A 24562-nucleotide genomic window follows, 5' to 3' on the forward strand; every position below is an offset into this window, starting at 1 on the left:
CAAGTTTTGTTTGATCTAATTAGATTTTTCTTCTTTGACTTTTTCCTTCTTTCTAATAAATGTCATTGTGTTTTTTCGTGTTTCCCTTAACCAATTCGTTTGTTTGTCGTTAACATGTTGAATTTTAATAGTATCAGGGCCTAAAGGTTTGATGAAATAGTATAAAATTAATGTACGAACACCGCTTCCTTTATCAGGAGTAGTTAATTTTAGTTGATCTAAATCTCCAGTTTTATAAATTTCATAACTTCCATCAGTTTGTAACTCATTTCCTTTACGTTCCAATATGCTTATAAACTTGTTGTCGACATCAAATTTGTAAGTCAATTTATTTTTCTTTTTTGGGCTTTCATATTCCCATGTACCCTTTATTGATTTATAGTTAATCACCTGTGCATTTGCCAAAGAAAAGTACAGACAAATAATGATTAGCATGCTGAGGAATTTCATCGTTATGTTATTAAGTTAACTTATGATTTATTATATACAAAACAAAGGCCATTTTGTTTGCTTTGTAGCTTTAGCTTTCCGCTATAAATAATATCTTTGCGTTTTACAAATTTGTTGGCTCAATATTTTTGATTTTATCTCAAATTTAACGTCACATCTTATATTATATAAAATGAAAATATCATATAGTTGGCTTAAACAATTTATACAAACTGATAAAACTCCACAAGAAATTTCTTTAATCTTAACCGATATAGGTTTAGAGGTAGAAAGCTTGGAAAAAGTTCAGCCCATTGTAGGTGGATTAGAAGGGTTAGTTATTGGTCATGTAGTAGAGTGTGTTCAGCACCCAAATGCAGATCGTTTACGTGTAACAAAAGTTGATGTAGGTACTGGCGAATTATTGCAAATTGTATGTGGTGCGCCAAATGTCGCTGCTAATCAGAAAGTAGTTGTAGCTACAGTTGGTACAACAGTTTATCCAAACGAAGGTGAACCGTTTAAAATAAATAAATCTAAAATTAGGGGAGAGGTTTCTGAAGGGATGATTTGTGCAGAAGATGAAATCGGTTTAGGTACATCTCACGATGGAATTATGGTTTTGCCAGAAAATACTGAAATCGGTATTGCTGCAAAGTCTTATTTCAAAATGGATGACGATTTTATGTTTGAAATTGGTTTAACACCAAACAGAGCAGATGCGGCGTCACATTTAGGCGTAGCTAGAGATTTAGCTGCTTATTTGCGAACTTCTTATCAACTACCAGATGTTTCAAATTTTAAAACTGAGAATGAAGATTTAAAAATTGAAGTTAAGGTTGAAGATACAGTAGCTTGTCCTCGTTATAGCAGTGTAAGCATTACGGGTGTAACTGTAAAATCATCGCCAGATTGGTTAAAAGATAAATTGAAAGTTATTGGTATTCGTCCAATTAATAATATTGTTGATATTACGAATTACGTGTTGCATGAATTGGGACAACCTTTACATGCATTTGATGCGGACCAAATTAAAGGCAAACAAGTTATTGTTAAAAAATGCCCAGAGGGAACTCCGTTTATAACGCTAGATGATGTAGAACGCAAACTTTCTGCAGATGATTTAATGATTTGCGATGCTGAAAAACCATTGTGTATTGCTGGTGTATTTGGTGGAAAAACTTCTGGAGTAAGCGACAAAACCACAAATATTTTCTTAGAAAGCGCTTATTTTAATTCAGTTTCAGTGCGTAAAACTTCTAAAAGACATAACCTAAAAACAGATGCATCTTTTAGATTTGAGCGTGGTACAGATCCAGAAATTACAGTTTTTGCATTAAAACGTGCTGCATTATTAATTCAAGAAATTGCAGGTGGAAAAATTTCTTCATCAATTTCAGATAACTATCCTGTAAAGTCAAATCCTTTTGATGTTGAAGTTAATTATTCAAATATTGTAAAACTAATTGGTCAGGATATTCCTGCTGCAGAAATTAAAGCAATTATTGTAGCATTAGGGATTGAAGTGGTTAAGGAAACCGAACAAGGTTTAAGTTTAAAAGTGCCAGCGTATAAAGTAGATGTAACTCGCGAATGCGATATTACTGAAGAAGTTTTGCGTATTTATGGTTACAACAATATTCATATTCCTACTAAAGTAAATGCATCTTTGGCTTATACAGCGAAGCCGAATAAAGAAAATGTACAAAATCTAATCGCAGATATGTTAACTGCAAATGGGTTTTTAGAAATTTGGTGTAATTCGCTAACTCGTTCGGCTTTTTCAAAAAATCCTGATGAGGCAGTACAAATTTTAAATCCGTTAAGTTCAGATTTAAATGTAATGCGCCAAAGTTTATTACAGCCTGCTTTAGAAAGTGTAGCATATAATCAGAATCGTAAAAATTCTGATTTAAAGCTTTATGAATTTGGTAAAACATATCATCACATTGATTCTAAATATGTAGAACGTCCACGTTTATTAATTTTAATTAGCGGCGCAAAACAAAGTGAACAATGGAACCACGCAACTACACCATCAACATTTTACAATTTGAAAGCAACAGTTGATGCGATAATTGGTCGTTTAGGTATCACTAATTATCAGGTTAATGAAGTCAAGGATGAAAACTTCACCTATGGCTTAACCTATTTTAGGGGAGATAAGACTTTGGTTTCTTTTGGAGCGGCAACAGCAGCAGATAGGAAACAAGCTGATTTAGATAAAGATGTATTTTATGCAGATTTTGACTGGGCTTTATTGTTAGATGTTATTCGTAAAAATAAGATTATAAACAAAGAAGTGTCAAAATATCCGGCAGTGCGAAGAGATTTATCAATGTTGGTTAATGAGCAAGTTACTTTTGATGAGTTGAAAGGAATTGCATTTAAAACAGAGAAAAAACTAATTAAAAACATACAGGTATTTGATGTGTATCAAGGTGATAAATTACCTGCTGGGAAAAAATCTTATGCGCTAAATTTCACTTTACAGGATGAAGAACAAACTTTAACCGATAAACAAATTGATGCCATTATGCAAAAGATTATAGTTAACTTAGCCCAAACTGCAAAAGCAGAAATAAGAAAATAATCTAAAAATAGGTAAATATAATTTTAATAATGTCTTCGGTTGCTGATCAATTAAATAATGTATTACAAAAAACGGCTCGTTTAATTGAGCTTTGTAGTGCGTTGCAAGAAGAAAATGATTTATTAAAATTAGAAAATCAGCAAACAAAAGAGGCATTAAATGCTGCAAAAATAAAGCATACAGATCTCGATGAAAAGTTAAGAGTACTTAAATTAGCAAAGAGTATTGAAGGAACAAGTGAAAAGACACTTGATATAAAGCAAAAAATTAACGAATTTGTGCGGGAGATTGATAAGTGTGTAGTGTTGCTTAAAAAATAGGTAACATAAATAATTGAAACTAAGCTAAAAATGGGAGAAATCTCGATTAAAATAACTATTTCTGACCGTATTTACCCTTTAAAGGTGAATATGGAAGAAGAGGAAATTGTAAGACGGGCGGCTAAGATTATTAATGAACGTATAAAAGACTACCAAGAAAATTATGCGGTTAGAGATAAACAAGATTTGCTTTCTATGGCGGTATTGCATTATGCAACAGCCGTTTTAAGAACAGAGCATAAAGTGCAGAACCAAGATACTGCAGTTGCCGAAAAAGTTGAGGAATTGGATAGTTTATTAAACGGATTTTTCGCTAAATAACGTTCTTTATAATTAGTTTGCTTAATGTTTTTCATTAAATAAACTATAATAGCTAATAAAATTTAGCCGTGGCTAAATTTTTATGTTTCAATATTTGCTAATTAATTTATTTATCAGCTTTGCTGGGAATAAAGGGTTAGGTGCATGCGACATAATAATTTAGTTACGGTTTTTTTATATAAAACAAAATGGAGATTTTAGGAATAACGGGATGCATACTTGCCAGCTTAGTTGTTGGTATTGTAATTGGTAGATACCTGTTGCGCAACTTGTTAAAACAGCAAGAAATAGCGGCACAAAGTAAAGCAAAGAAGATACTTAAAGATGCAGAAAGCAACGCAGAGATATTAAAGAAAGATAGATTACTTGAAGCAAAGGAAAAGTTTTTGCAAATGAAAGCAGAGCATGAGCAACAAGTAAATGCAAGAAATAATGAAGTGAACCAACGTGAGAATAGTGTTAAGCAAAAAGAGCAATCGCTTAACCAGAAGTTGGAAAACATGAATCGCAAAGAGCAAGAATTAGATGCACACAAAGTTAACTTAGAAAAACAAACTGCTATTGCAATTAAAAAACAGGAAGAAGTAGATGTTTTAAAAAATCAACACGTACAACAATTAGAAACTATTGCGGGTCTAAGTGCAGAGGAAGCGAAGAATCAATTGGTAGAGAACATGAAATCTGAAGCACGTTCTCAAGCTATGATGCAGGTAAAAGACATTGTAGATGAAGCTAAATTAACAGCAAGTAAAGAAGCAAAAAAAGTAGTAATTCAAACTATTCAGCGTACTGCTGCAGAGGCTGCAATAGAAAACTCAGTATCTATTTTCCATATTGATAGTGATGAAATTAAAGGACGTGTTATTGGTAGAGAGGGTAGGAATATACGTGCTTTAGAAGCAGCAACAGGAATAGAAATCATTGTAGATGATACACCTGAAGCAATTATTTTATCAGGATTTGATCCAGTTAGAAGAGAGATTGCTCGTTTGGCTTTACACCGTTTAGTAACAGATGGTCGTATCCACCCGGCTCGTATTGAAGAAGTGGTAGCTAAAACTAAAAAGCAAATTGAAGATGAAATTGTAGAAATTGGCGAGCGTACTGTTATTGATTTAGGCATTCACGGTTTACATCCAGAGTTAATTAGAATGGTTGGACGTATGCGTTATCGTTCTTCTTACGGACAAAATTTATTACACCACTCTCGTGAGGTTGCTAATTTCTGTGCTACAATGGCAGCAGAATTGGGTTTAAATGCAAAAATGGCTAAACGTGCTGGTTTACTACATGATATAGGTAAAGTACCAGATGATAATCCAGAATTACCACACGCAATTTTGGGTATGCAATTGGCTGAGAAATATAAAGAGCACCCAGAAATTTGTAACGCAATTGGAGCTCACCACGACGAGATAGAAATGACTTCTATGATTTCTCCAATTATTCAAGCGTGTGACTCGATTTCTGGAGCAAGACCTGGAGCAAGGCGTGAAGTTGTAGAAAGTTATATTAAACGTTTAAAAGAACTAGAAGAATTAGCGTTATCATATCCAGGAGTAGAAAAAACTTTTGCGATACAAGCGGGTAGAGAATTACGTGTAATTGTAGAAAGTGAAAGAATTACTGATGCACAAGCAGAATTATTAGCGGCAGATATTTCTAATCGTATTCAAACTGAAATGACTTATCCTGGTCAGATTAAGGTTACAGTAATTAGAGAAACAAGATCTGTAGCATTTGCTAAATAGAATTGTCATTCAGAGCTAAGCGAATAATCCTTTAAAAAAATCAAAGCGTTCCGAATTTCGGAACGCTTTTTTATCTTTATATAAATTCCGTTACTTTAATATTTAGGTCTTTATTGCAAATCAAATTCTGAAACAAGTTTAAATATCGGTTATAATCATTACCAAAAAATGGAACAAATAGAAAAACGTCCTGTAGATGTACTTTTTGATAAATATGCAGAAAGCCATCAAAACCACACCAATGAAACCATCCATTGGATTTGTGTACCACTAATTGTTTTTAGTTTATTAGGGTTGGTTTGGCAAATTCCTTTCCCTGAATTAAGCTTTTTGGGCCAATATAAAACCTTTTTTAACTGGGCGTCTTTCTTACTTGCCTTTTCATTGTACTATTATTTTACACTTTCACCTGTGCTATTTTTTATAATGATTTGGGTAGTAGGGTTGATGAGCTTTTTCATTGTAAAAATAGAACAGGCAGTGGGTTTAGGAAGCGGAACTGCCTATGGTATTTATGCTGCTATATTTGTACTAGCTTGGATTGGTCAATTTATCGGTCACAAAATAGAAGGGAAAAAGCCTTCATTTTTAGATGATGTTAAGTTTTTGTTAATTGGCCCAATTTGGTTATTGCATTTCATCTGCAAAAAAGTAGGCTTAAAATATTAATCCTCTTGGCATTTAACAATTTGTTAACCTGTGGGTAAACGAATAGTAATTTACAGCTAACATGTAGCTAACATTGTGGTAATAGTTTTGCCTAAACAAAAAATAGGCAAATTGAAATCACAATTAACTCTTAAAAAAGCACTATTAACCTTACTATTTGTAGTTATAAGTGCAACTGTTTTCGCTCAAGGAACAGGAAAAATCTCAGGTACAGTATCAGATAAAAAAACAGGCGAAACGCTTATTGGGGTTTCAGTTAAAATAGCTGGTACAACAAAAGCAGTAGGTACCGATGTAGATGGTAAATACATATTTCCTGGATTAGCGGAAGGTAAATACACTATTGAAATATCTTATATTGGATATTCAACAAAAAAAATCACAGATGTAGAAGTAAAAACTAATACAACTACTTCATTAAATGTGGTAATGGAAGAAGCGAATTCTCAAACCTTAAATCAAGTTGTGATTACAGCGAGCTTTAAGCAAGAATCTACAAATGCTTTATACGCTCAGCAAAAAAATAGCTCGGTAATATCCGATGGTATCTCAAGTGATCAAATTAAGAAATCACCAGATAAAAATACCTCAGAGGCATTAAGACGTGTAAGTGGTGCAACAATTCAAGATAATAAATTCGTAATTGTACGTGGTTTAAGCGATAGGTATAATACAGCAACATTAGATAATTCAACTTTACCAAGTACAGAGCCTAATAGAAAAGCCTTCTCATTTGATATCGTTCCCTCTAATTTAGTTGATAAAATTACTATTAGCAAAACAGCTACTCCAGATTTGCCAGCAGATTTTGCAGGTGGAGCCGTTCAAATTTCAACTAAAGATATTCCAGATCAAAACTTTTTATCTTTTGGTTTAGGTTATGGATATAATACACAATCTACTTTTAAAGATTTTTTAGGAACTGGTAAAAGTGCATTGAACTATTTAGGTTTCGATGATGGTTCTAAACAATTGGCTTCGAATTTCCCTTCTAGAAAGAAAATTGCGGCAGGATTAACAACTGCCAGAAATAATTCTTCCTTAAGATCTCTATCTAATGATTTTTCAATTCACAATTCATCAGCATTGCCATCTCAAAACTATCAGTTTAACCTGGGTAGGGTAAAACAATTTAAAAACAGCAATCGTTTTGGTGCCTTGTTTTCACTAACATATCGTAATTCTCAAAACATTAATCAAGATGTAGAGCGTCGTTTTTATGAATATGACTATAATGATAATCAATATAAATTCTCTACAAATTTAGGTGCATTAGCAAACTTTGCTTACAGTTTTGGAAAGAATAAAATCAGTTTCAAAAATATCTATAACAAAACTTATGATGATAACTATACGGAGCGTACGGGTATAGATAATAGTTCAACAACAGCTAATAAGTTTTATGCTTATGATATTCTTCAAAAATCGTTGTTGAAAAACACTTTAGAAGGGGATCACCAAATTGGAGGGAAGAACAGCAAATTAAAATGGACATTATCTTTAAGTAACGTAAAAAATAATCAGCCTAATCAGTTAAAGATCGTTTATGTAAAACCAGTTTCTGCAATAAATGATCCAACTGTTGCCTATCAAGCAAACGTAACATCGTTAGGAAAAGAAAACAGCCGTTTATTTACTGATTTAGATGAAAACATTTATTCTGGAGATGTAAATTACAGTACACCTTTTAAACTTTTTAAAGCTTCAACAACTTTCAAGGTTGGTGTAGGTGGACAATACAGAGAGCGTACTTTTACTGCTAGATTTTTAGGTGCGCAGTTATCAACTAATATTGATCCTGCATTATTTGAATCAATAAGGAAATTGCCAGTAGATCAGATATTTTCTCCAGAACTTTTCAGATCTGGTGTTTATAAATTGGCAGAAATTGGTTCTGATGCTGATAATTATGATGCAAACTCTTTAACAAGCTATGGCTATGCCATGCTAGATCAGAAATTTGGAGAAAAGGTTCGTGTAGTATATGGAGTTAGAGCTGAAAATTATCATATACAATTAAATACTACTAAAACACTAATTGATGATACGAAGTTAGATTTATTGCCATCAGTAAATTTTACCTATAGCATTAATCCTAAAAGTAATTTCAGAGCTTCCTATTATCGCACTTTAGCAAGACCAGAATTTAGAGAGTTAGCCCCATTTTCATTTTATGATTACGAACTATTGGCTAACCAAAGTGGTAATCCAGATTTAAAGAGAACTGCTATTGATAATGCTGATTTGAGATATGAAATATATCCTGGTTCTGGAGAAATTTTATCATTCTCTGTATTCTATAAAAAGTTTACTAATGCTATCGAGTCTTATCGTTATGATGTAAACTCTACGCCAGATATTTCTTATTTCAATACCGCCAAAGCAACAACCTATGGTGTAGAATTAGAAGCACGTAAAAATTTAGGGTTTATAAACGATAGCCAATCATTAAAAAATACGACGGCCTATGTTAATTTCTCATTGATCAAATCAGAAGTGAAAAATCCAGACGATCAAAAATATATAGATAAAACTCGTCCTATGGTTGGTCAATCTCCTTATGTAGTTAATGCAGGTTTACAACATACTGCCTTAAATAATAAATTAAATTTCAACCTATTATACAATAAAATTGGAAGAAGGATTATACAAGCAAGTGGAATTAATTTTCCAAGTACTTGGGAAGCGCCTAGAAATGTTTTCGATTTCCAAATGGGCTATAAGGTTTTAAAAGCTAAAGGAGAAATTAAGTTTAATGCAAGCGATATTTTAAGCGAACGCAGTACAATTTACTTTGATTATAACAAAAATAAAAAGTATGATAAGAATGGTGGAGATGAAACAATAACTTCTTATAAACCAGGAACTAATCTTTCATTGTCATTTACATATACATTTTAATAGGAGTTAACAAAATGTTAATCTATCCTTAACTACTTGGATAAATTAAATCAATCTATTTGCATTATAAATTTCATAAAAGAAAAAATTAAAAAAAGAGATGAAGAACAAATTTTTATTATTGGCATTATCAGTTTTGCTTTTTGCAACGTCATGTAAAAAAACTACAGTAGTAGATGACGAAACAGATCCAGTTACTCCGTCAAACACAGTAGAAGTAAGTGGTGAGATTAGTACAAACACTACATGGTCTGCAAGTAAAATATATTTATTAAAAGGTTTTGTTTATGTAAGCAATGGCGCAACCTTAACTATTGAGCCTGGTACAATTATTAAAGGAGATAAAGCAAGTAAAGCTACTTTAATTGTAACACGTGGTTCAAAAATTAACGCAACAGGTACAGCAGAAAAACCAATTGTATTTACATCAGCTTTGCCAGCTGGAGCACGTGATAAAGGTGATTGGGGCGGTATTATCCTTTTGGGTAAAGCGCCTACAAATCAAGGTACAGATGTAAAAATTGAAGGTGGACCAGTTGCACCTACAGGTAAAGATGAAAAAGTATACACATTTTTTGGTGGTACTGATGCTGCAGATAATTCGGGTACATTAAAATATGTTCGTATAGAATATGCAGGTGTAGAATATACTGTTAACAGCGAGATAAACGGTTTAACTTTAGGTGGTGTTGGTAATGGTACAACTTTAGATTATATACAAGTTTACAGATCTGGTGATGATGCTTTTGAATGGTTTGGTGGTACAGTAAATGCTAAACATTTATTAGCTATTGGTACATGGGATGATGATTTTGATACAGATTTTGGTTATTCAGGTAATGTTCAATTTGCTTTAGCGCAACGTGTACCACTAAAAGCGGATCAGTCTGGATCTAATGGTTTCGAGTCGGATAACAATGCTAATGGTACAGATGATCTTCCAAAAACTTCTGCTGTATTCTCAAACGTTTCAATTTTAGGCCCAATTCAAAAAGCTGGTTTAGCTATTGATGCAAACTATCAAAATGGTGCACAAATAAGACGTAACTCATCTATCAGTATTTTAAACTCTGTAATTTCAGGTTTCCCAGTAGGGCTTTATATTGATGATACTAAAGTTACTACCGCAGGCTCAACTTCAACTAACTATACAGCTGGTTCTTTAGTATTTGCAAACAATTTAGTTTATGGTACAAAAGGTTTGGAAGTAAATGTAAGTACAGCAGGTGTTGCAGCTGCAATTGAGGCAAAATTACGTTTAGAAAATACTTTCGATAAGAATTTGTTTGCGACAAATGCATTTACTGCTCCTTATATGTACGGTGCAGATCTTGGTACTCCAGGTAGTACGGTTGGTACAACTAATTTTACTGTTTTAGCAGGTTCTGCTGCAGCTAGTGGTGCAGCATTTACAAATGCAAAAGTTGCAGGTTCATTCTTCGATAAGGTAACTTATAAAGGTGCATTTGGAACTGATGACTGGACTGCTGGTTGGGCAAGTTTTAATCCACAGGCTTTAGCTTACACTACTCCTGGTGCTGTAAAATAATAAGAAATTTTAAATAGAAAAGCTGCTTCAACATTATGTTAAAGCAGCTTTTTTCGTTATTTAACTATTATGTAGCGAAAGTAGCTTGGCTTACGTATAGGTGATAAACAAAAAAACTATGAAGTCCCAAACTTTACTATTAAAATTTCCGATAAAAATCTTTATTATCTCAGAATTATTTATAACTATAGTATCTGCTTGTAAAAAAGATAATGTAAAAACTAACGATGCAATTTATCGAGAAATTGCTTGGAATTATTTAGATACAAATTCAAAAAGCACAATAATTACACCCTATAGAACTGCAGTAGTAGGGCGTGAAACTTATGATAATCAAGAGGTAGTTAGTGTAAGGTTTAATACCACGCAAGATACATTACTGGGGCCAATTATAGTTTATATCAATATTAAAAGTAAGAAAGTTTTAGGTATTGGGAGCCGATTTTAAATTATCTATTTAAAGGATCATAATGATAAACAACCTCATAAGGCTTGTTCTTTAAACTGGCAGATAATTCACCAACCCGTAAATTTTCTTTTTGTGGCGTGGGCTCGCAAACGGTATAAGATTTTCCATTATAAACTACAGGATTACCAATAGGCTTGTCAAATTGTACAGCCATTGTAATATGTGTAGGATAAAGTAAGGCTATCATTGGTAAGTTATAAATCTCTTTTACGAGATAAAAGAACAATGCTGCTCGGTCATCACAATCGCTATATTTTGTTAATAAAGTTTGCTCAGGTGATAAACGCTTTTCTTTTCCAAAATTCATTTCATCATCTTCATATAAAAAAGCATAGCGAGTAAAACGCATTAAATAATCCACACCGTTTTTTTTGCTCATTCCTTTTAAATTCTCTTTTAAAATGGGTATAAGAGATTGATAAGTTTCATGACTAAGTGGAATGTTGAAGTAAGATTCAAAATCTACAACAGGATAATTCGCGAAAATTGTTTCTACTTCAGTATTCAATTTAACTTTGAAATGGTAGTCTTTATGCTTGTAATTAAATGCGATTTGTTTTTCTACATAATCTTCAGGTTTAAAATCTGGCATTCGCGTAACTTTATAACTAAAAGCTTCTTTCGCATTTGCCTCAACAATTTCAACTGGTTTGTACGCATTTTCTCTTTGAAATAACTTACCATAATCATGGTAATTCAAACACATATATTTTTTATCATTAATCATGAAGAAGGGAATGTCTGAAATATCTTCATCATTGCGCACATAAAATATAATTTGATTATTCCCTATTGCAATTTTCGCATCATAGCCAGATTTCAACATTAAAAACCATTTATATAAGGTATAACGATTATAATTTGCAGCCTTAGGACTAATTTGTTGAGCTGCTTTTCTTATTAATTGATAATAAAGCCAATCGTTTAATTTATATTTTTCTTTATAAACTAATAATGATTTCACTACATCTTGGTAATGACTAGAGCTAATTTTGTTATAAAATGCGGTTACGGATTTGCTATTTAATTCTTGATTAAAACTAATGTTTACAGTAGAATCGGCTTCGAAATTGAATGTTCCATCATAAAATTCAAAACTATAGCGCTGAGCTTTTGCAAGAGCAAAAGAAAACACTAATGTGATGGTAATTAATGCTTTAAACAGAATATGTTTAAACGATTTTTTCAACTGTTAACATTTAGGATATATTAAATATACATAAAATTAACACATAGTAATTTACTTTATTGCGTGTAAAACATGAAATTTTCAGGAAAATGAGTTTTTCTTAAAAATCATGTTAAATAATCTTAAGATAATCTCGATTTTATAAAGACTTAACATACCTGATTTACTTTTGTACTGTTAAATGTCTGGTTAATATTTAACATTACAGTTTAGGTTAGTTGATAACAAAAAGCCCCGATGGATGTCAGGGCTTTTGTTTTATGTTTAGTTTTAGTTAGAAATTCTTTCCAATTTTCTCGAGCATTTCAGCTGGAATTTTATGTACATCGACCACTAAAAATCCATCCAAACAATCTGAAAATTTAGGATCTATATTAAAACAGATAATTTTTGCATTCAAATTCATGTACTGTCTTAATAACACTGGAATTTTAATGTGAGAATTTTCAATATCCCCAATTAAACCATCTAAATCCTTTAATGAATCGCTACTTTCTACTAACAAATCAGTGTCAATAGCAGTAAGATCTGCTTTAAATTTATTTTTCGGTTTTACATAATGAGCTAGCTCGTAATCGAAATGATTTTTGATAATATAATCTACAATAATGGATTTAGAAAGCTTAGAAAAACTATTGCTAATACTAACGGGGCCAAACATGTATCTGTATTGTGGATTTAAAACCAAATATTTTAAAATCCCTTTCCAAAGCAAAAATAAGGGTAATGGTTTTTGTTGATATTCTTTTCTTATCCATGAACGGCCCAACTCAATACCTTGTCTTAAAACAGGATAAAAAGGTTCTTTAATTTTAAATAGTTCTGATAAATAGAAACCTCTACGGCCCATTGTATTCAAAATTTCATCTCCCTTGCCAATCCGGTAAGCACCCACAATATTTTGTAAATCTTTATCCCAAATAAATAAGTGATTGTAATAAATATCGTAGTTATCTAAATCTATTTTTTTATTAGTCCCCTCACCAACTTCTCTAAATGTAATTTCACGTAAACGACCAATTTCTCTTAAAATATTGGGAATGTTAGAGGTTGGTGTAATATAAACTTCATAGTTTTTCTCTTCCCAAACTCTAAAGTCTTCTAGTTTTTCGACTTCTTTAAGGATTAAATTTCTATCAGTTTCTTCTACAATTTGTGCAGGTTTTTTCTTTCTTTTAAAAAGATTAATCGGATTAAATAATTTCTTTTCTTCTTCTAAACTTGTGCCAAGAGCATAAGTTCTAGCTCGTAAAAAATCGAGTAATTTGTTGGTATCCTTTTTATAAGAAATATCTTCAATTTTAATAGGTTTTCCAATTCTCACCTTAATTTTTAAGCCTTGTTTATTTAAAAATTCTGATGGTAATTTCGCTGTTCTTAAAGTTGGATGAATAAAACTTAAAATGTTAAATAACACTCCATTATTCCCATGAAAATAAATAGGCACAACTGGTAATTTGGCTCTGGCAATTAATTTTCCTACTACAGGATGCCATAATCTATCGGTAACTTCCTGGCTTTCTAAATTAAAAGTAGAAACCTCACCAGCAGGGAAAATTCCAATTGGAGTTCCGCTTTGTAGTAAATCAAAAGTAGCTTTTAAACCGCTGATACTGGATGAATGTTGTACATTCTCAAATGGATTTACCGCTACAAAAAACTCACTCAGATTAGGTATTTTTTTAAGGATGAAATTCACCATTACCTTAGCTTCTGGCCTAACCATGCACAAAAGTTTAACCAATGCTAAACCCTCTACACCTCCATAAGGATGATTCGCAATAGCAATAAAGCCTCCAGTTTTTGGTATATTCTTTAAATCGTCTTCGTCGAAATCTATGGTAACGCCAATAGTTTCTAATATTTTATCAACAAATTCTAACCCTGCAAAATGTTCATTTTTAGAAAATACTTTGTTGATATCGTTTAACTTCATTACTTCCATTAATAAAGCTGCAAGACCTGGAACGCCTAATTTGTCTATTTTAGTGGCTTTGGCAAACTCTTTTGTAGTAATAATCTTCATTTATAAGACGGTGTTTAATTTTATAAAGCAATATCAAAAATAAGATTTATATTTATAGTACCTATGCTATCTATGAAAACATCTTCATTTTCCTTAATTTTTTACATCGTTAACACAAATCAAGATGATTTCATCGGTATTAAAACAACATTAATAAACGATGAAAACTTGGTTAAATAATTATTTCGGCTTTACAAAGCGAGAGTACAATGGGCTATTGGCTTTAATGGTTTTTTTGTTATTAATAAGTGCGCTTCCTTATATATATACCACATTTTTGATTAAGCCCACTGTAATTTCAAATGAAGAACAGGCTGCAATACAAAAATTAATTTTGGTTAGTCAACAAGAGCCCAACTATTATGCGAAAATGCGTAGCCAAGTTGAAGACAGTGAAGTGAATCCAACGATCACACTTTTCAAATTCGACCCAAATGTTATTGATGTTGAAGATTGGCAAAAATTAGGTCTGTCTATAAAGCAGGCACAGTCAATTGTAAATTACAGAAATAAAGGAGGGAAATTTTATAAGCCTGAAGATTTGAAGAAAATGTATACAATATCTCCCAAAAAATATGAACAATTAGTACCTTATATAACAATTGAAAATACAAATACAAAGTACATAAAGCAGGAGTATGCGAAGCAAGCCCCATATATAAAAAAGGAGTTGGTTATTGTAGAAATTAATAGCGCAGATACTTTGCAATTAGATGAAATAAAAGGCATAGGGGCAGCATTTACTAGAAGGATTGCTAAATATCGTGACAAGCTAGGTGGATTTTATAAGAAAGAACAATTGCTTGAAGTTTTTGGCTTGGATAGTATTAAGTTTAACGAAATAAAAGATCAGATTAAAATAGACGCCAATAACCTTAAAAAGATAAATATTAATACCGCAGAATTTGATGATCTTAAAAATCATCCTTATCTAAAATACAAACAAATCAATGCAATAATTCAATACAGGAAACAGCATGGAAAATATAACGATATTGCCGATTTAAAGAAAGTAGCTATCTTAACGCCACAAATTATTCAAACAATAGCACCTTATCTTATTTTTTAAATGATCGAAGCAAAAATTAAACAAACCTTACGAGATGTGCCCGATTTTCCCAAACCTGGAATTATTTTTAAAGATATAACTCCAGTATTGCATGATCCAGTTTTATGTGGCGAAATTACACAAGCTCTAGCTTTACAGCTTAAAGATATTAAAATAGATGTGGTTGCAGGTATAGAGAGTCGTGGATTCTTATTTGGTTTGGCATTAGCTCAAGCATTAAAAGTTCCTTTTGTCCCCATTCGTAAAGCAGGAAAATTGCCGTATAAGACAATTCAGCAATCGTACGATTTAGAATATGGAAGTGCAACATTGGAAGTTCATGAAGACGCTTTTAAGCCAGGACAAAATGTACTAATTCATGATGATTTATTAGCTACTGGTGGAACAGTAGTTGCGGCCTCGAAATTAGTCAACTTATTAAAAGCTAATATAGCAGCATACTCTTTCTTGATTAGTTTAGATTTTTTAAATGGAAGTGAGCGATTAGCTGAATTTAGTTCAAATACTTTTTCTTTAGCAAGGTTTTAAACAAATCGTTAACTATAAAGCAATTTTTTTTATTTTTTTAGAGTAAAATTTTCTCGTTATTTCTTTAACAATAATTAAATGAATTGAGTTATTGAACCCAATACCAAAACATTCTACTTCTAAGCAAATATAAATAGGTTGATTCTATTATATTATTTGTTTATCATTGTTCCTAACCAAATATAAATCTTAAAGAGAAGTTTAAATCCAAACGCTTATTAGGCCTAAGATTTAAGCTTTTCTTTTTTTTAACCCTACCGATATGAATACAGGCTTTAGCTTTGAAGTAGCCGAAAATCAAGACACAATTAAAAAAATGGTAAGCGATTTTGCCGAAAGAAACATTCGTCAGAATGTAATGAAATGGGATGAAGCGCAACATTTTCCAGTAGAAATTTTTAAAAAACTCGGCGAGCTTGGTTTAATGGGTGTACTAGTGCCTGAAAACTATGGAGGTTCTGGATTAGGCTATCAAGAATATGTAGATGTTATTGTAGAAATCTCAAAAGTTTGCGGTTCAATCGGACTATCGTTAGCCGCACATAATTCTTTATGTACAGGTCATATTTTGGCTTTCGGTAACGAAGAACAAAAAATGAAGTGGTTGCCAAAATTAGCAACTGCCGAATGGATTGGTGCTTGGGGGTTAACAGAAGCAAATACAGGTTCTGATGCATTACGCATGCGTACAACAGCTGTTTTAGATGGTGATGAATATGTAGTTAACGGAGCTAAAAACTGGATTACTCATGGTAAATCTGGAGATGTGGCAGTAGTTATGGTTCGTACTGGTGAAGCTGGTAGCTCTAAAGGAATTTCGGCTATTGTGGTAGAGCGAGGTACGCCAGGTTTCTCTGCTGGTAAAAAAGAGAATAAATTAGGCATGCGTGCATCAGAAACTACAGAGATGGTTTTTGATAATTGCAGAGTTCCAAAAGAAAACCTTTTAGGAAACGAAGGCGATGGTTTTAAACAGGCTATGAAAGTATTAGACGGTGGTCGCATTTCGATTGCAGCATTGTCGTTAGGTATTGCGAAAGGAGCATATCTAGCAGCATTAGGTTATGCAAAAGAACGCCATCAATTTGGTGTGCCTATTTCAAGCTTCCAAGGCATTAGCTTTAAATTAGCAGATATGGCAACAGAAATTGAAGCTGCAGAACTATTAATTCGCCAAGCCGCAGATTTAAAAAATCGTCATTTACCAATGAGCAAAGAATCTGCAATGGCAAAATATTATGCTTCCGAAGTTGCAGTTAGATGCGCAACAGAAGCGGTTCAAATATTTGGCGGTTATGGTTATACCAAAGATTTTCCTGTAGAGAAATTTTATCGTGATAGTAAATTATGTACGATAGGGGAAGGAACTTCTGAAATACAAAAAATTGTGATTGCCAGAGAAATCTTAAAATAAAGTTAGAAACTGTTTAAATTTCTTTTGTGTAAAATACAAGTGTCATGTTGAGCTTAGCCTGCACTGAGCTTGCCGAAGTGTCGAAACCTCCTTCAATAAGCTTAGACTGACAAGTAAAATATAACATAGGGTTTAGTACGTTTTATTGAAAATAAATTAAAGGTTTACCCTCTTAATTTTTTGCTTTTTTCTCCTACATTCCTCCTAGTATGCTCCTTCATTTCTTCTGGGAAATGCGGTTTGAGAAGAACAAACCTAGGGTAAACCTAGGACAAGAGTAGAACAAAATAACTTTTATACTGACATTCTCGGACATTCATAGACATTTTCGGACATTAAAACTGCTGTAAGCCGAAACGTTAACAATTTAACCGTTTCTTAATTATCAGAAGATTTTTAAAAAAACTTTCTCAGTTCCAATATTTTACCTACATTTGCAACCCCAAGTAAAATGGGAATTTAAAAACAACGAGAGGAGGTATTTCAACGTTATGATTATTATTAACATTAAAGACGGCGAATCATTAGATAAAGCGCTTAAACGTTTCAAGAAAAAGTTTGAAAAAACTGGTGTATTGAGAGAATTACGTAGTCGTCAAGCATACGAGAAAAAATCCGTAGCTCGTCGTACAGAAATTAAACACGCTGTTTATATTCAGAATATGAACCAAGAAGGAACTTTATAGTTCTCAATTGTTTAAATAGATAAGAAACGTCCTGACAAAAGTTAGGACGTTTTTTTTTGGCAAAAAATAATTTTGTGCTTGCTATTTTTTGTATATTCACCATACGAATAACAAATAAGGCCTATGCTTATTAGCAGTTTCTTAACTTATCTACAAACCGAGAAGCGCTACTCTCCACACACTGTACTGTCATATAAGACAGACTTACTTCAATTTCAAGATTTTATATTAAAGACTTTTGAACTGGATCTTTCTAAGGTTCAAGCTCAACATGTACGTAGTTTTATAGTTGACCTGTTGGATGTTAAAATTTCAGAAAATGCTATTGGACGAAAAATATCTACACTTCGCAGCTTTTATAAATATTTGCTTCGCGAAAAAGAAATAAAATCAAATCCTATGCTTTTAATTAAAGCACCAAAAGTTCCTAAACGCTTGCCGGTTTTAATAGAGGAAGTTAAAATGGATAGTCTTTTAGATAGTGATTCGAGTTTTGATGATAGTTTTTCCGGACAACGAGATAAAATAGTTTTAGAAATATTATTTGGTACTGGTGTGCGATTAGCTGAATTATTACGTGTAAAAGAAAATGATATAAATTTTTATGAGGGAACAATTAAAGTGCTGGGTAAGAGAAATAAAGAACGAATTATCCCTTTGCATACCGAGTTAATTAAGCAGCTAAAGGATTACCTTGCTTTAAAAACAGTTGAAAAATTGAATAACAAAAGCACTACCTTAATCGTTACCAATACAGGAACTGCCGCATATCCTAAATTAATTTACAGAATCGTAAATCGTTATTTGACATTGATATCAACTCAAGATAAAAAAAGTCCACATGTATTAAGGCACTCATTTGCCAGTAGTTTGCTTAATAGGGGTGCCGATTTAAATGCAATAAAAGAATTATTGGGGCATGCAAGTTTGGCTGCAACCCAAGTATATACACACACTTCAGTAGAACGTTTAAAATCTATATATAAACAAGCCCATCCAAAGGCATAAAAAAGGAGGAAAAATGAAAATTAGAGTACAGTCGATCCATTTTAACGCGGACAAAAAATTATTAGAGTTTATTCAAAAGAAAGTAGATAAGTTAGATCAGTTTTTTGATCAGATTATTGGAGGTGAAGTTTATTTGAAGCTTGAAAATGTAGAAGATGAAGAAAATAAAATATCAGAGATAAAATTAATGGTTCCAGGAATTACGCTTTTTGCCAAAGAACAATGTAAATCTTTCGAAGAAGCTACAGATTTGGCTATAGAATCCCTAAAAAAACAAATTACTAAACATAAAAATAAAACTCGTGCAAAGTTAAGTGAGCACAAAGCAATATTAAACGCAGACGAAGTGTCTGATTATTAAGGTGATATTTTATATCGCATTTAAAGAAGATTTGGCGGGCAACAATCCGCCAATTTTTTTTTTAAAATATATTTTGTTCAAAGATTAATTTTTGTAGATTTGCATTCCATTTCGGAAGGGGCGTTGGCTCTTGAGAAATTGGAAGTTCTATGAAAGATTAAAATATTATCTAAAACGTTTGTTTTATTAAATTAACGAAAGATATAAGCCTCCTTAGCTCAGCTGGTAGAGCAACTGACTTGTAATCAGTAGGTCATTGGTTCGATCCCGATAGGAGGCTCTTTTAGTTTATAGACTTAGCGATAGGTGTTAAACTAAAAGCGGGGGGATACCAGAGTGGCCAAATGGGACAGACTGTAACTCTGTTGTCGCAAGACTTCGAAGGTTCGAATCCTTCTCCCCCCACAATCTGATTTTAGATTGTAGATTTAAAAATGACGATGTAAATCTTCAATTGTAAATTGAAAAGCGGAAGTAGCTCAGTTGGTAGAGCGATAGCCTTCCAAGCTATAGGTCGCGAGTTCGAACCTCGTCTTCCGCTCTTGGAAGTTCATTAGTTGAAATGGTTCAATAAATAACCAAATGAACAAATGAACTGATGAGCTAAAATAATAAGCCGACTTAGCTCAGCGGTAGAGCACTTCCTTGGTAAGGAAGAGGTCATGGGTTCAATTCCCATAGTTGGCTCTGGTAATAATAAAGAAAAACACTTTGTTAAATCTGTAACAACAGAATGAGCAAGGTTTTTTGTATTGAATTTGTATCAAACAATAAATAAATAAAAAAGTTAACCTACTAATAAGTATAAAAACATGGCAAAAGAAAAGTTTGACCGCAGCAAGCCGCACTTAAACATCGGCACTATCGGTCACGTTGACCACGGTAAAACAACCTTAACAGCAGCTATCACTAAATGTTTAGCTGATGCTGGTTTATCTGAGGCACGTTCATTCGAATCAATTGACTCTGCTCCAGAGGAAAAAGAAAGAGGTATCACGATTAATACAGCTCACGTTGAGTATTCAACAGCTAACCGTCACTACGCACACGTTGACTGTCCAGGTCACGCGGATTACGTGAAAAACATGGTTACTGGTGCTGCTCAAATGGACGGTGCAATTATCGTTGTTGCAGCTACAGATGGTCCAATGCCACAAACTCGCGAGCACATTCTATTAGCTCGTCAGGTAGGTGTACCTTCATTAGTTGTTTTCATGAACAAAGTTGATATGGTGGATGATCCAGAATTACTAGAACTAGTAGAAATGGAAGTTCGTGAATTATTATCTTTCTATGAATTCCCTGGTGATGATATTCCTGTAATTCAAGGTTCAGCTCTTGGTGGTTTAAATGGTGATCCAAAATGGGTAGCTAAAATTATGGAATTAATGGATGCTGTTGATAGCTATATTCCAATTCCTCCACGTTTGACTGATCTTCCATTCTTAATGCCTGTTGAAGATGTATTCTCGATCACTGGTCGTGGTACTGTAGCAACTGGTCGTATTGAGCGTGGTGTAATCAACTCTGGTGATCCAGTTGAAATCTTAGGTATGGGTGCTGAGAACTTAAAATCTACAGTAACTGGTGTTGAGATGTTCCGTAAAATTCTTGATTATGGTGAAGCAGGTGATAACGTAGGTTTATTGTTACGTGGTATTGAGAAAACTGATATCCGTCGTGGTATGGTAATCTGTAAACCAGGTTCAGTAACTCCTCACACAGATTTCAAAGCTGAGATCTATGTATTATCAAAAGCAGAAGGTGGACGTCACACTCCATTCTTTAACAAATACCGTCCACAATTCTATTTCCGTACTACAGACGTAACTGGTGAGATTTCATTAGCTGAAGGAACTGAAATGGTAATGCCAGGTGATAACGTTACAATTACTGTAAAGTTAATTAACGCAATCGCAATGGAAAAAGGTCTACGTTTCGCTATCCGTGAAGGTGGTAGAACTGTAGGTGCTGGTCAGGTAACTGAAATTTTAAAATAGTAACCGCAAGCCCTAAGGCTTAAGGATATATGATTGCAAAGTACTTAAGATTTTACCTTGAGTACTTTGCTTTCTAATTACGGGAATAGTTCAATGGTAGAATAGAGGTCTCCAAAACCTTTGATCAGGGTTCGAATCCTTGTTCCCGTGCATAAAAATTATAAATATGGCTAGTGTAGTTCAATTTATTAAAGAATCGTACGAAGAAATGACTCAGAAGGTAACTTGGCCTACTTGGGGTGAATTGCAAAATTCTGCAGTATTGGTTTTAGTCGCATCACTAATTATTGCTATAGTAATTTATGCAATGGATAATGGTGCTAACTATATATTATCAACTTTTTATAAATCACTTTAAATTATAGTACTAGATGAACGATCAGTTAAAGTGGTATGTAGTTAGAGCGGTAAGTGGTAAAGAGAAAAAAGTAAAACAGTATATCGATTCTGAAATTAGCCGTTTAGGTCTTTCTCATTTGGTTCCTCAAGTATTAATTCCTATGGAGAAATACTATCAAATGAAAGAAGGAAAGAAAATTGCAAAAGAACGTAATTTTTATCCTGGTTATGTTTTAATAGAAGCAGTTTTAGACGGAGAATTGGAACATATTATTAAAGGAATAAATAGTGTTATTGGATTTTTAGGTGATAAAGCTGGAAATGCAATTCCAATGCGTCAAGCAGAAGTTAACCGTATTTTAGGTAAGGTTGATGAAATGAGCCAGCAAGGTGAAACAATGAATATTGCTTACTATGTAGGTGAGAACATTAAAGTAATGGATGGTCCTTTCAACGGTTTTACTGGAGTAATTGAAGAGGTTAACGAAGAAAAGAAAAAATTAAAAGTAATGGTTAAAATCTTTGGGCGTAAAACACCATTAGAGCTTAACTACATGCAAGTAGAAAAAGAATAAGTTTTTTTACAAAATATATTTGAGGACTGCAAGATTATTCATATCTTTGCAGTCCTTTTGGTTTATGTGGATTTTTATATCCCATTCTCAAAAGGAACAAAATGTTACATGCTTCCAATATTTAACATTGAGTATTACAATTAACAAATCAGAAAATGGCAAAAGAAGTCGGTGCACTTGTTAAATTACAAATCAAAGGCGGAGCTGCAAACCCATCACCACCAGTAGGACCTGCATTAGGTGCTAAAGGTGTTAATATCATGGAGTTTTGTAAACAATTCAATGCTCGTACCCAAGATAAGCCAGGTAAAGTATTACCAGTTGTGATTACTGTATATGTGGACAAGTCTTTCGAATTCATCATCAAAACCCCTCCAGTTGCTATCCAATTATTGGAAGCTACTAAGTTACAGAGTGGTTCTGCTGAGCCCAACCGTAAGAAAGTTGGTTCGGTGACTTGGGATCAAGTTAAGTCAATTGCTGAAGATAAGATGACTGATTTAAATGCATTCACTATCGAATCTGCTATGAAAATGGTAGCAGGTACAGCACGCAGTATGGGAATCACCGTTAGTGGTGATGCACCCTGGACAAATTAATTAACAAAAAACAGTTTACAACAGTGGCGAAATTAACAAAAAATCAAAAACTGGCACACGCTAAACTAGAAATCGGCAAATCGTATTCTTTACAGGATGCGGCTGCTTTGGTAAAAGAAATCACTACAACTAAATTTGATGCATCGGTTGATATCGATGTGAGTTTAGGTGTTGATCCACGTAAGGCTAATCAAATGGTACGTGGTATTGCTACTTTACCTCATGGTACAGGTAAAACTGTACGTGTTTTAGTACTTTGTACTCCTGATAAGGAAGAAGAGGCTAAAGCTGCAGGAGCAGATTTCGTTGGTTTAGACGAATATGTGGCTAAGATTGAAGGTGGTTGGACAGATGTTGACATTATTATCACTACTCCTGCTTGTATGGCAAAAGTAGGTAAATTGGGCCGTGTTTTAGGACCAAGAAACCTTATGCCAAACCCAAAATCAGGTACAGTAACTAACGAAGTTGGTAAAGCTGTAACTGACGTAAAAGGCGGTAAGATTGATTTTAAAGTTGACAAAACTGGTATCATCCATGCTTCGATAGGAAAAGTATCATTCTCAGCAGAGAAAATATATGAAAATGCGTTAGAAGTACTTCAAACGATTTCAAAATTAAAACCTTCTGCTGCAAAAGGAACTTATTTTAAAAGCATTCACGTGTCTTCTACAATGAGTCCTGGAATTGCAATCGAAACTAAATCAGTAGCGGGGATCTAATTATGAACAGAGAAGAAAAACAAGAAGTAGTTTTAGCTCTACAAGAGAAAATGCAAGAGTATGGCAATTTTTATATTGCTGATACCTCAGGCTTATCTGTTGAGAAAGTAAATAACATCCGTCGCAAATGTTTCGAAAGCGGTATCGAAATGAAAGTTGCTAAAAATACATTAATCAAAATTGCGATTGATGGATTAGAAGGCGACTCATCTGAGATATTCACAGCATTAAAAGGTCAATCGGCTTTATTATTTTCAAAAGTAGGTAATGGTCCAGCAAAGCTGATCAAAGCCTTAAGAAAAGGTAAAGAAGAGAAACCAGTGCTTAAAGCAGCTTATATCGACTCAGCAATATTTGTTGGTGATAATCACCTAGATTCATTAGTAAGTCTTAAATCAAGAGAAGAGCTTATTGGCGATATCATAGGATTATTACAATCACCAGCTAAAAACGTTGTTTCGGCATTAAAATCAAGCGGTGGAAAACTAGCAGGTATAGTTAAAACACTACAAGAAAGAGGTTAACGAACACCTAAAGTTCGAATTAAAACAATATTATTTTACGTAAATTTTTAAAATCTTAATAAAATGGCAGATTTAAAAGCGTTTGCTGAGCAATTAGTAAACTTAACAGTTAAAGAAGTTAACGAATTAGCTCAAATCTTAAAAGACGAGTATGGTATCGAACCAGCTGCTGCGGCAGTTGCTGTTGCAGGTCCTGCTGCTGGTGGCGAAGCTGCTGCAGTTGAAGAAAAATCTACTTTCGATGTAATTTTGAAAGAAGCTGGTGGTCAGAAATTAGCAGTTGTAAAACTTGTTAAAGACTTAACTGGTTTAGGTTTGAAAGAAGCAAAAGACTTAGTTGATGGTGCACCAAAAGAATTAAAAGCTGGTGTTGCTAAAGACGAAGCTGAAGCTTTGAAAAAACAATTAGAAGAAGCTGGAGCTGTAGTTGAGATTAAGTAATCACTTAATTTTAACGAACCTTTAAGAAAAGACTCCGACTGTAAAGTCGGAGTCTATTCCTGTTTATAAACATTTCATC

At 33.2% G+C, this 24562-nt stretch carries 24 protein-coding genes and 5 tRNA genes; 26 read left to right on the top strand and 3 right to left on the bottom strand.

Going from position 1 to position 24562, the window contains the following annotated elements; translation table 11 throughout:
- Positions 1–15: 15 nt before the first annotated feature.
- Positions 16–450 (bottom strand): hypothetical protein, encoded by a 435-nt coding sequence (locus HQN85_RS11370; RefSeq protein WP_173272227.1) that lies wholly within the window; start codon positions 448–450, stop codon positions 16–18.
- Positions 451–622: 172 nt separating this feature from the next.
- On the opposite strand from HQN85_RS11370, the gene pheT reads away from it, so the two are divergent.
- The 8 genes from pheT to HQN85_RS11410 all read left to right on the top strand — a co-directional run bounded on the left by pheT (position 623) and on the right by HQN85_RS11410 (position 10981).
- A complete protein-coding gene (gene pheT / locus HQN85_RS11375; RefSeq protein WP_173272228.1) occupies positions 623–3022 on the top strand; it encodes a phenylalanine--tRNA ligase subunit beta in 2400 nt (799 codons plus the stop codon).
- Between the two features lie 29 nt (positions 3023–3051).
- On the top strand, positions 3052–3342 hold the full coding sequence (locus HQN85_RS11380; RefSeq protein WP_173272230.1) for a hypothetical protein: 291 nt from the start codon (positions 3052–3054) through the stop codon (positions 3340–3342).
- Positions 3343–3372: 30 nt separating this feature from the next.
- Positions 3373–3663: a cell division protein ZapA gene (locus HQN85_RS11385; RefSeq protein ID WP_173272232.1), complete on the top strand. Its 291-nt coding sequence runs from the start codon at positions 3373–3375 to the stop codon at positions 3661–3663.
- Positions 3664–3851: 188 nt separating this feature from the next.
- The gene (gene rny / locus HQN85_RS11390) at positions 3852–5414 is read left to right on the top strand and encodes a ribonuclease Y (protein ID WP_173272233.1); all 1563 of its coding nucleotides are present in this window, start codon (positions 3852–3854) and stop codon (positions 5412–5414) included.
- 168 nt (positions 5415–5582) lie between these two features.
- On the top strand, positions 5583–6083 hold the full coding sequence (locus HQN85_RS11395) for an Mpo1 family 2-hydroxy fatty acid dioxygenase (protein WP_173272235.1): 501 nt from the start codon (positions 5583–5585) through the stop codon (positions 6081–6083).
- Positions 6084–6194: 111 nt separating this feature from the next.
- Positions 6195–8984 (top strand): TonB-dependent receptor, encoded by a 2790-nt coding sequence (locus tag HQN85_RS11400; RefSeq protein WP_173272236.1) that lies wholly within the window; start codon positions 6195–6197, stop codon positions 8982–8984.
- Positions 8985–9084: 100 nt separating this feature from the next.
- Complete coding sequence (locus tag HQN85_RS11405) at positions 9085–10533, top strand: hypothetical protein (RefSeq protein WP_173272238.1); 1449 nt, start codon at positions 9085–9087, stop codon at positions 10531–10533.
- Between the two features lie 118 nt (positions 10534–10651).
- Complete coding sequence (locus HQN85_RS11410) at positions 10652–10981, top strand: hypothetical protein (protein WP_173272239.1); 330 nt, start codon at positions 10652–10654, stop codon at positions 10979–10981.
- 1 nt (position 10982) lies between these two features.
- On the opposite strand, the gene HQN85_RS11415 is transcribed toward HQN85_RS11410, so the two are convergent.
- Positions 10983–12191, bottom strand: coding sequence for a hypothetical protein (locus HQN85_RS11415; protein ID WP_216847265.1), 1209 nt, complete (start codon positions 12189–12191; stop codon positions 10983–10985).
- Positions 12192–12465: 274 nt separating this feature from the next.
- Positions 12466–14217: a lysophospholipid acyltransferase family protein gene (locus HQN85_RS11420; protein WP_173272241.1), complete on the bottom strand. Its 1752-nt coding sequence runs from the start codon at positions 14215–14217 to the stop codon at positions 12466–12468.
- Positions 14218–14377: 160 nt separating this feature from the next.
- Between HQN85_RS11420 and HQN85_RS11425 the strand changes: the two genes are divergently transcribed.
- The 18 genes from HQN85_RS11425 to rplL all read left to right on the top strand — a co-directional run bounded on the left by HQN85_RS11425 (position 14378) and on the right by rplL (position 24483).
- On the top strand, positions 14378–15286 hold the full coding sequence (locus tag HQN85_RS11425) for a helix-hairpin-helix domain-containing protein (protein WP_173272243.1): 909 nt from the start codon (positions 14378–14380) through the stop codon (positions 15284–15286).
- Entirely contained in the window at positions 15287–15814 is a 528-nt protein-coding gene (locus HQN85_RS11430) for an adenine phosphoribosyltransferase (protein ID WP_173272244.1), read from the top strand. It abuts the gene before it with no gap.
- A gap of 262 nt (positions 15815–16076) precedes the next feature.
- Positions 16077–17228 (top strand): acyl-CoA dehydrogenase family protein, encoded by a 1152-nt coding sequence (locus HQN85_RS11435; protein ID WP_173272246.1) that lies wholly within the window; start codon positions 16077–16079, stop codon positions 17226–17228.
- Between the two features lie 491 nt (positions 17229–17719).
- A complete protein-coding gene (gene rpsU / locus HQN85_RS11440) occupies positions 17720–17914 on the top strand; it encodes a 30S ribosomal protein S21 (RefSeq protein WP_055132547.1) in 195 nt (64 codons plus the stop codon).
- Between the two features lie 123 nt (positions 17915–18037).
- On the top strand, positions 18038–18922 hold the full coding sequence (locus HQN85_RS11445) for a tyrosine-type recombinase/integrase (RefSeq protein WP_173272248.1): 885 nt from the start codon (positions 18038–18040) through the stop codon (positions 18920–18922).
- Between the two features lie 13 nt (positions 18923–18935).
- Positions 18936–19283: a ribosome hibernation-promoting factor, HPF/YfiA family gene (hpf, locus tag HQN85_RS11450; RefSeq protein WP_173272249.1), complete on the top strand. Its 348-nt coding sequence runs from the start codon at positions 18936–18938 to the stop codon at positions 19281–19283.
- Between the two features lie 207 nt (positions 19284–19490).
- Positions 19491–19563: transfer RNA gene (locus HQN85_RS11455), tRNA-Thr, on the top strand.
- Between the two features lie 42 nt (positions 19564–19605).
- Positions 19606–19688, top strand: a tRNA-Tyr gene (locus HQN85_RS11460).
- Positions 19689–19751: 63 nt separating this feature from the next.
- Positions 19752–19824 (top strand) — tRNA-Gly (locus HQN85_RS11465).
- A 74-nt stretch (positions 19825–19898) separates the two neighbouring features.
- Positions 19899–19970 (top strand) — tRNA-Thr (locus HQN85_RS11470).
- A gap of 125 nt (positions 19971–20095) precedes the next feature.
- Entirely contained in the window at positions 20096–21283 is a 1188-nt protein-coding gene (tuf, locus tag HQN85_RS11475) for an elongation factor Tu (RefSeq protein WP_173272251.1), read from the top strand.
- Between the two features lie 79 nt (positions 21284–21362).
- Positions 21363–21433 (top strand) — tRNA-Trp (locus tag HQN85_RS11480).
- Between the two features lie 16 nt (positions 21434–21449).
- Positions 21450–21641 carry a preprotein translocase subunit SecE gene (secE, locus tag HQN85_RS11485; protein ID WP_173272253.1) on the top strand — a complete coding sequence of 64 codons (192 nt, stop codon included), beginning with the start codon at positions 21450–21452 and terminating at the stop codon, positions 21639–21641.
- Between the two features lie 13 nt (positions 21642–21654).
- Complete coding sequence (gene nusG, locus HQN85_RS11490) at positions 21655–22197, top strand: transcription termination/antitermination protein NusG (protein WP_173272255.1); 543 nt, start codon at positions 21655–21657, stop codon at positions 22195–22197.
- Between the two features lie 155 nt (positions 22198–22352).
- The gene (rplK, locus tag HQN85_RS11495; protein ID WP_113652284.1) at positions 22353–22796 is read left to right on the top strand and encodes a 50S ribosomal protein L11; all 444 of its coding nucleotides are present in this window, start codon (positions 22353–22355) and stop codon (positions 22794–22796) included.
- Between the two features lie 23 nt (positions 22797–22819).
- Positions 22820–23518 (top strand): 50S ribosomal protein L1, encoded by a 699-nt coding sequence (rplA, locus tag HQN85_RS11500; RefSeq protein WP_055132255.1) that lies wholly within the window; start codon positions 22820–22822, stop codon positions 23516–23518.
- A gap of 2 nt (positions 23519–23520) precedes the next feature.
- Positions 23521–24042 (top strand): 50S ribosomal protein L10, encoded by a 522-nt coding sequence (rplJ, locus tag HQN85_RS11505; RefSeq protein WP_173272257.1) that lies wholly within the window; start codon positions 23521–23523, stop codon positions 24040–24042.
- Positions 24043–24105: 63 nt separating this feature from the next.
- On the top strand, positions 24106–24483 hold the full coding sequence (rplL, locus tag HQN85_RS11510) for a 50S ribosomal protein L7/L12 (protein WP_173272259.1): 378 nt from the start codon (positions 24106–24108) through the stop codon (positions 24481–24483).
- Positions 24484–24562: the final 79 nt, after the last annotated feature.

Source organism: Pedobacter boryungensis (assembly GCF_013204825.1).
In the GTDB taxonomy this organism is placed as follows: domain Bacteria; phylum Bacteroidota; class Bacteroidia; order Sphingobacteriales; family Sphingobacteriaceae; genus Pedobacter; species Pedobacter boryungensis.

What these genes read in the sequence shown, in the direction of transcription:
- HQN85_RS11370 (WP_173272227.1), bottom strand. Translation starts at nt 450, where the DNA reads ATGAAATTCCTCAGCATGCTAATCATTATTTGTCTGTACTTTTCTTTG.
- pheT (WP_173272228.1), top strand. Translation starts at nt 623, where the DNA reads ATGAAAATATCATATAGTTGGCTTAAACAATTTATACAAACTGATAAA.
- HQN85_RS11380 (WP_173272230.1), top strand. Translation starts at nt 3,052, where the DNA reads ATGTCTTCGGTTGCTGATCAATTAAATAATGTATTACAAAAAACGGCT.
- HQN85_RS11385 (WP_173272232.1), top strand. Translation starts at nt 3,373, where the DNA reads ATGGGAGAAATCTCGATTAAAATAACTATTTCTGACCGTATTTACCCT.
- rny (WP_173272233.1), top strand. Translation starts at nt 3,852, where the DNA reads ATGGAGATTTTAGGAATAACGGGATGCATACTTGCCAGCTTAGTTGTT.
- HQN85_RS11395 (WP_173272235.1), top strand. Translation starts at nt 5,583, where the DNA reads ATGGAACAAATAGAAAAACGTCCTGTAGATGTACTTTTTGATAAATAT.
- HQN85_RS11405 (WP_173272238.1), top strand. Translation starts at nt 9,085, where the DNA reads ATGAAGAACAAATTTTTATTATTGGCATTATCAGTTTTGCTTTTTGCA.
- HQN85_RS11410 (WP_173272239.1), top strand. Translation starts at nt 10,652, where the DNA reads ATGAAGTCCCAAACTTTACTATTAAAATTTCCGATAAAAATCTTTATT.
- HQN85_RS11420 (WP_173272241.1), bottom strand. Translation starts at nt 14,217, where the DNA reads ATGAAGATTATTACTACAAAAGAGTTTGCCAAAGCCACTAAAATAGAC.
- HQN85_RS11425 (WP_173272243.1), top strand. Translation starts at nt 14,378, where the DNA reads ATGAAAACTTGGTTAAATAATTATTTCGGCTTTACAAAGCGAGAGTAC.
- HQN85_RS11430 (WP_173272244.1), top strand. Translation starts at nt 15,287, where the DNA reads ATGATCGAAGCAAAAATTAAACAAACCTTACGAGATGTGCCCGATTTT.
- HQN85_RS11435 (WP_173272246.1), top strand. Translation starts at nt 16,077, where the DNA reads ATGAATACAGGCTTTAGCTTTGAAGTAGCCGAAAATCAAGACACAATT.
- rpsU (WP_055132547.1), top strand. Translation starts at nt 17,720, where the DNA reads ATGATTATTATTAACATTAAAGACGGCGAATCATTAGATAAAGCGCTT.
- HQN85_RS11445 (WP_173272248.1), top strand. Translation starts at nt 18,038, where the DNA reads ATGCTTATTAGCAGTTTCTTAACTTATCTACAAACCGAGAAGCGCTAC.
- hpf (WP_173272249.1), top strand. Translation starts at nt 18,936, where the DNA reads ATGAAAATTAGAGTACAGTCGATCCATTTTAACGCGGACAAAAAATTA.
- tuf (WP_173272251.1), top strand. Translation starts at nt 20,096, where the DNA reads ATGGCAAAAGAAAAGTTTGACCGCAGCAAGCCGCACTTAAACATCGGC.
- secE (WP_173272253.1), top strand. Translation starts at nt 21,450, where the DNA reads ATGGCTAGTGTAGTTCAATTTATTAAAGAATCGTACGAAGAAATGACT.
- nusG (WP_173272255.1), top strand. Translation starts at nt 21,655, where the DNA reads ATGAACGATCAGTTAAAGTGGTATGTAGTTAGAGCGGTAAGTGGTAAA.
- rplK (WP_113652284.1), top strand. Translation starts at nt 22,353, where the DNA reads ATGGCAAAAGAAGTCGGTGCACTTGTTAAATTACAAATCAAAGGCGGA.
- rplJ (WP_173272257.1), top strand. Translation starts at nt 23,521, where the DNA reads ATGAACAGAGAAGAAAAACAAGAAGTAGTTTTAGCTCTACAAGAGAAA.
- rplL (WP_173272259.1), top strand. Translation starts at nt 24,106, where the DNA reads ATGGCAGATTTAAAAGCGTTTGCTGAGCAATTAGTAAACTTAACAGTT.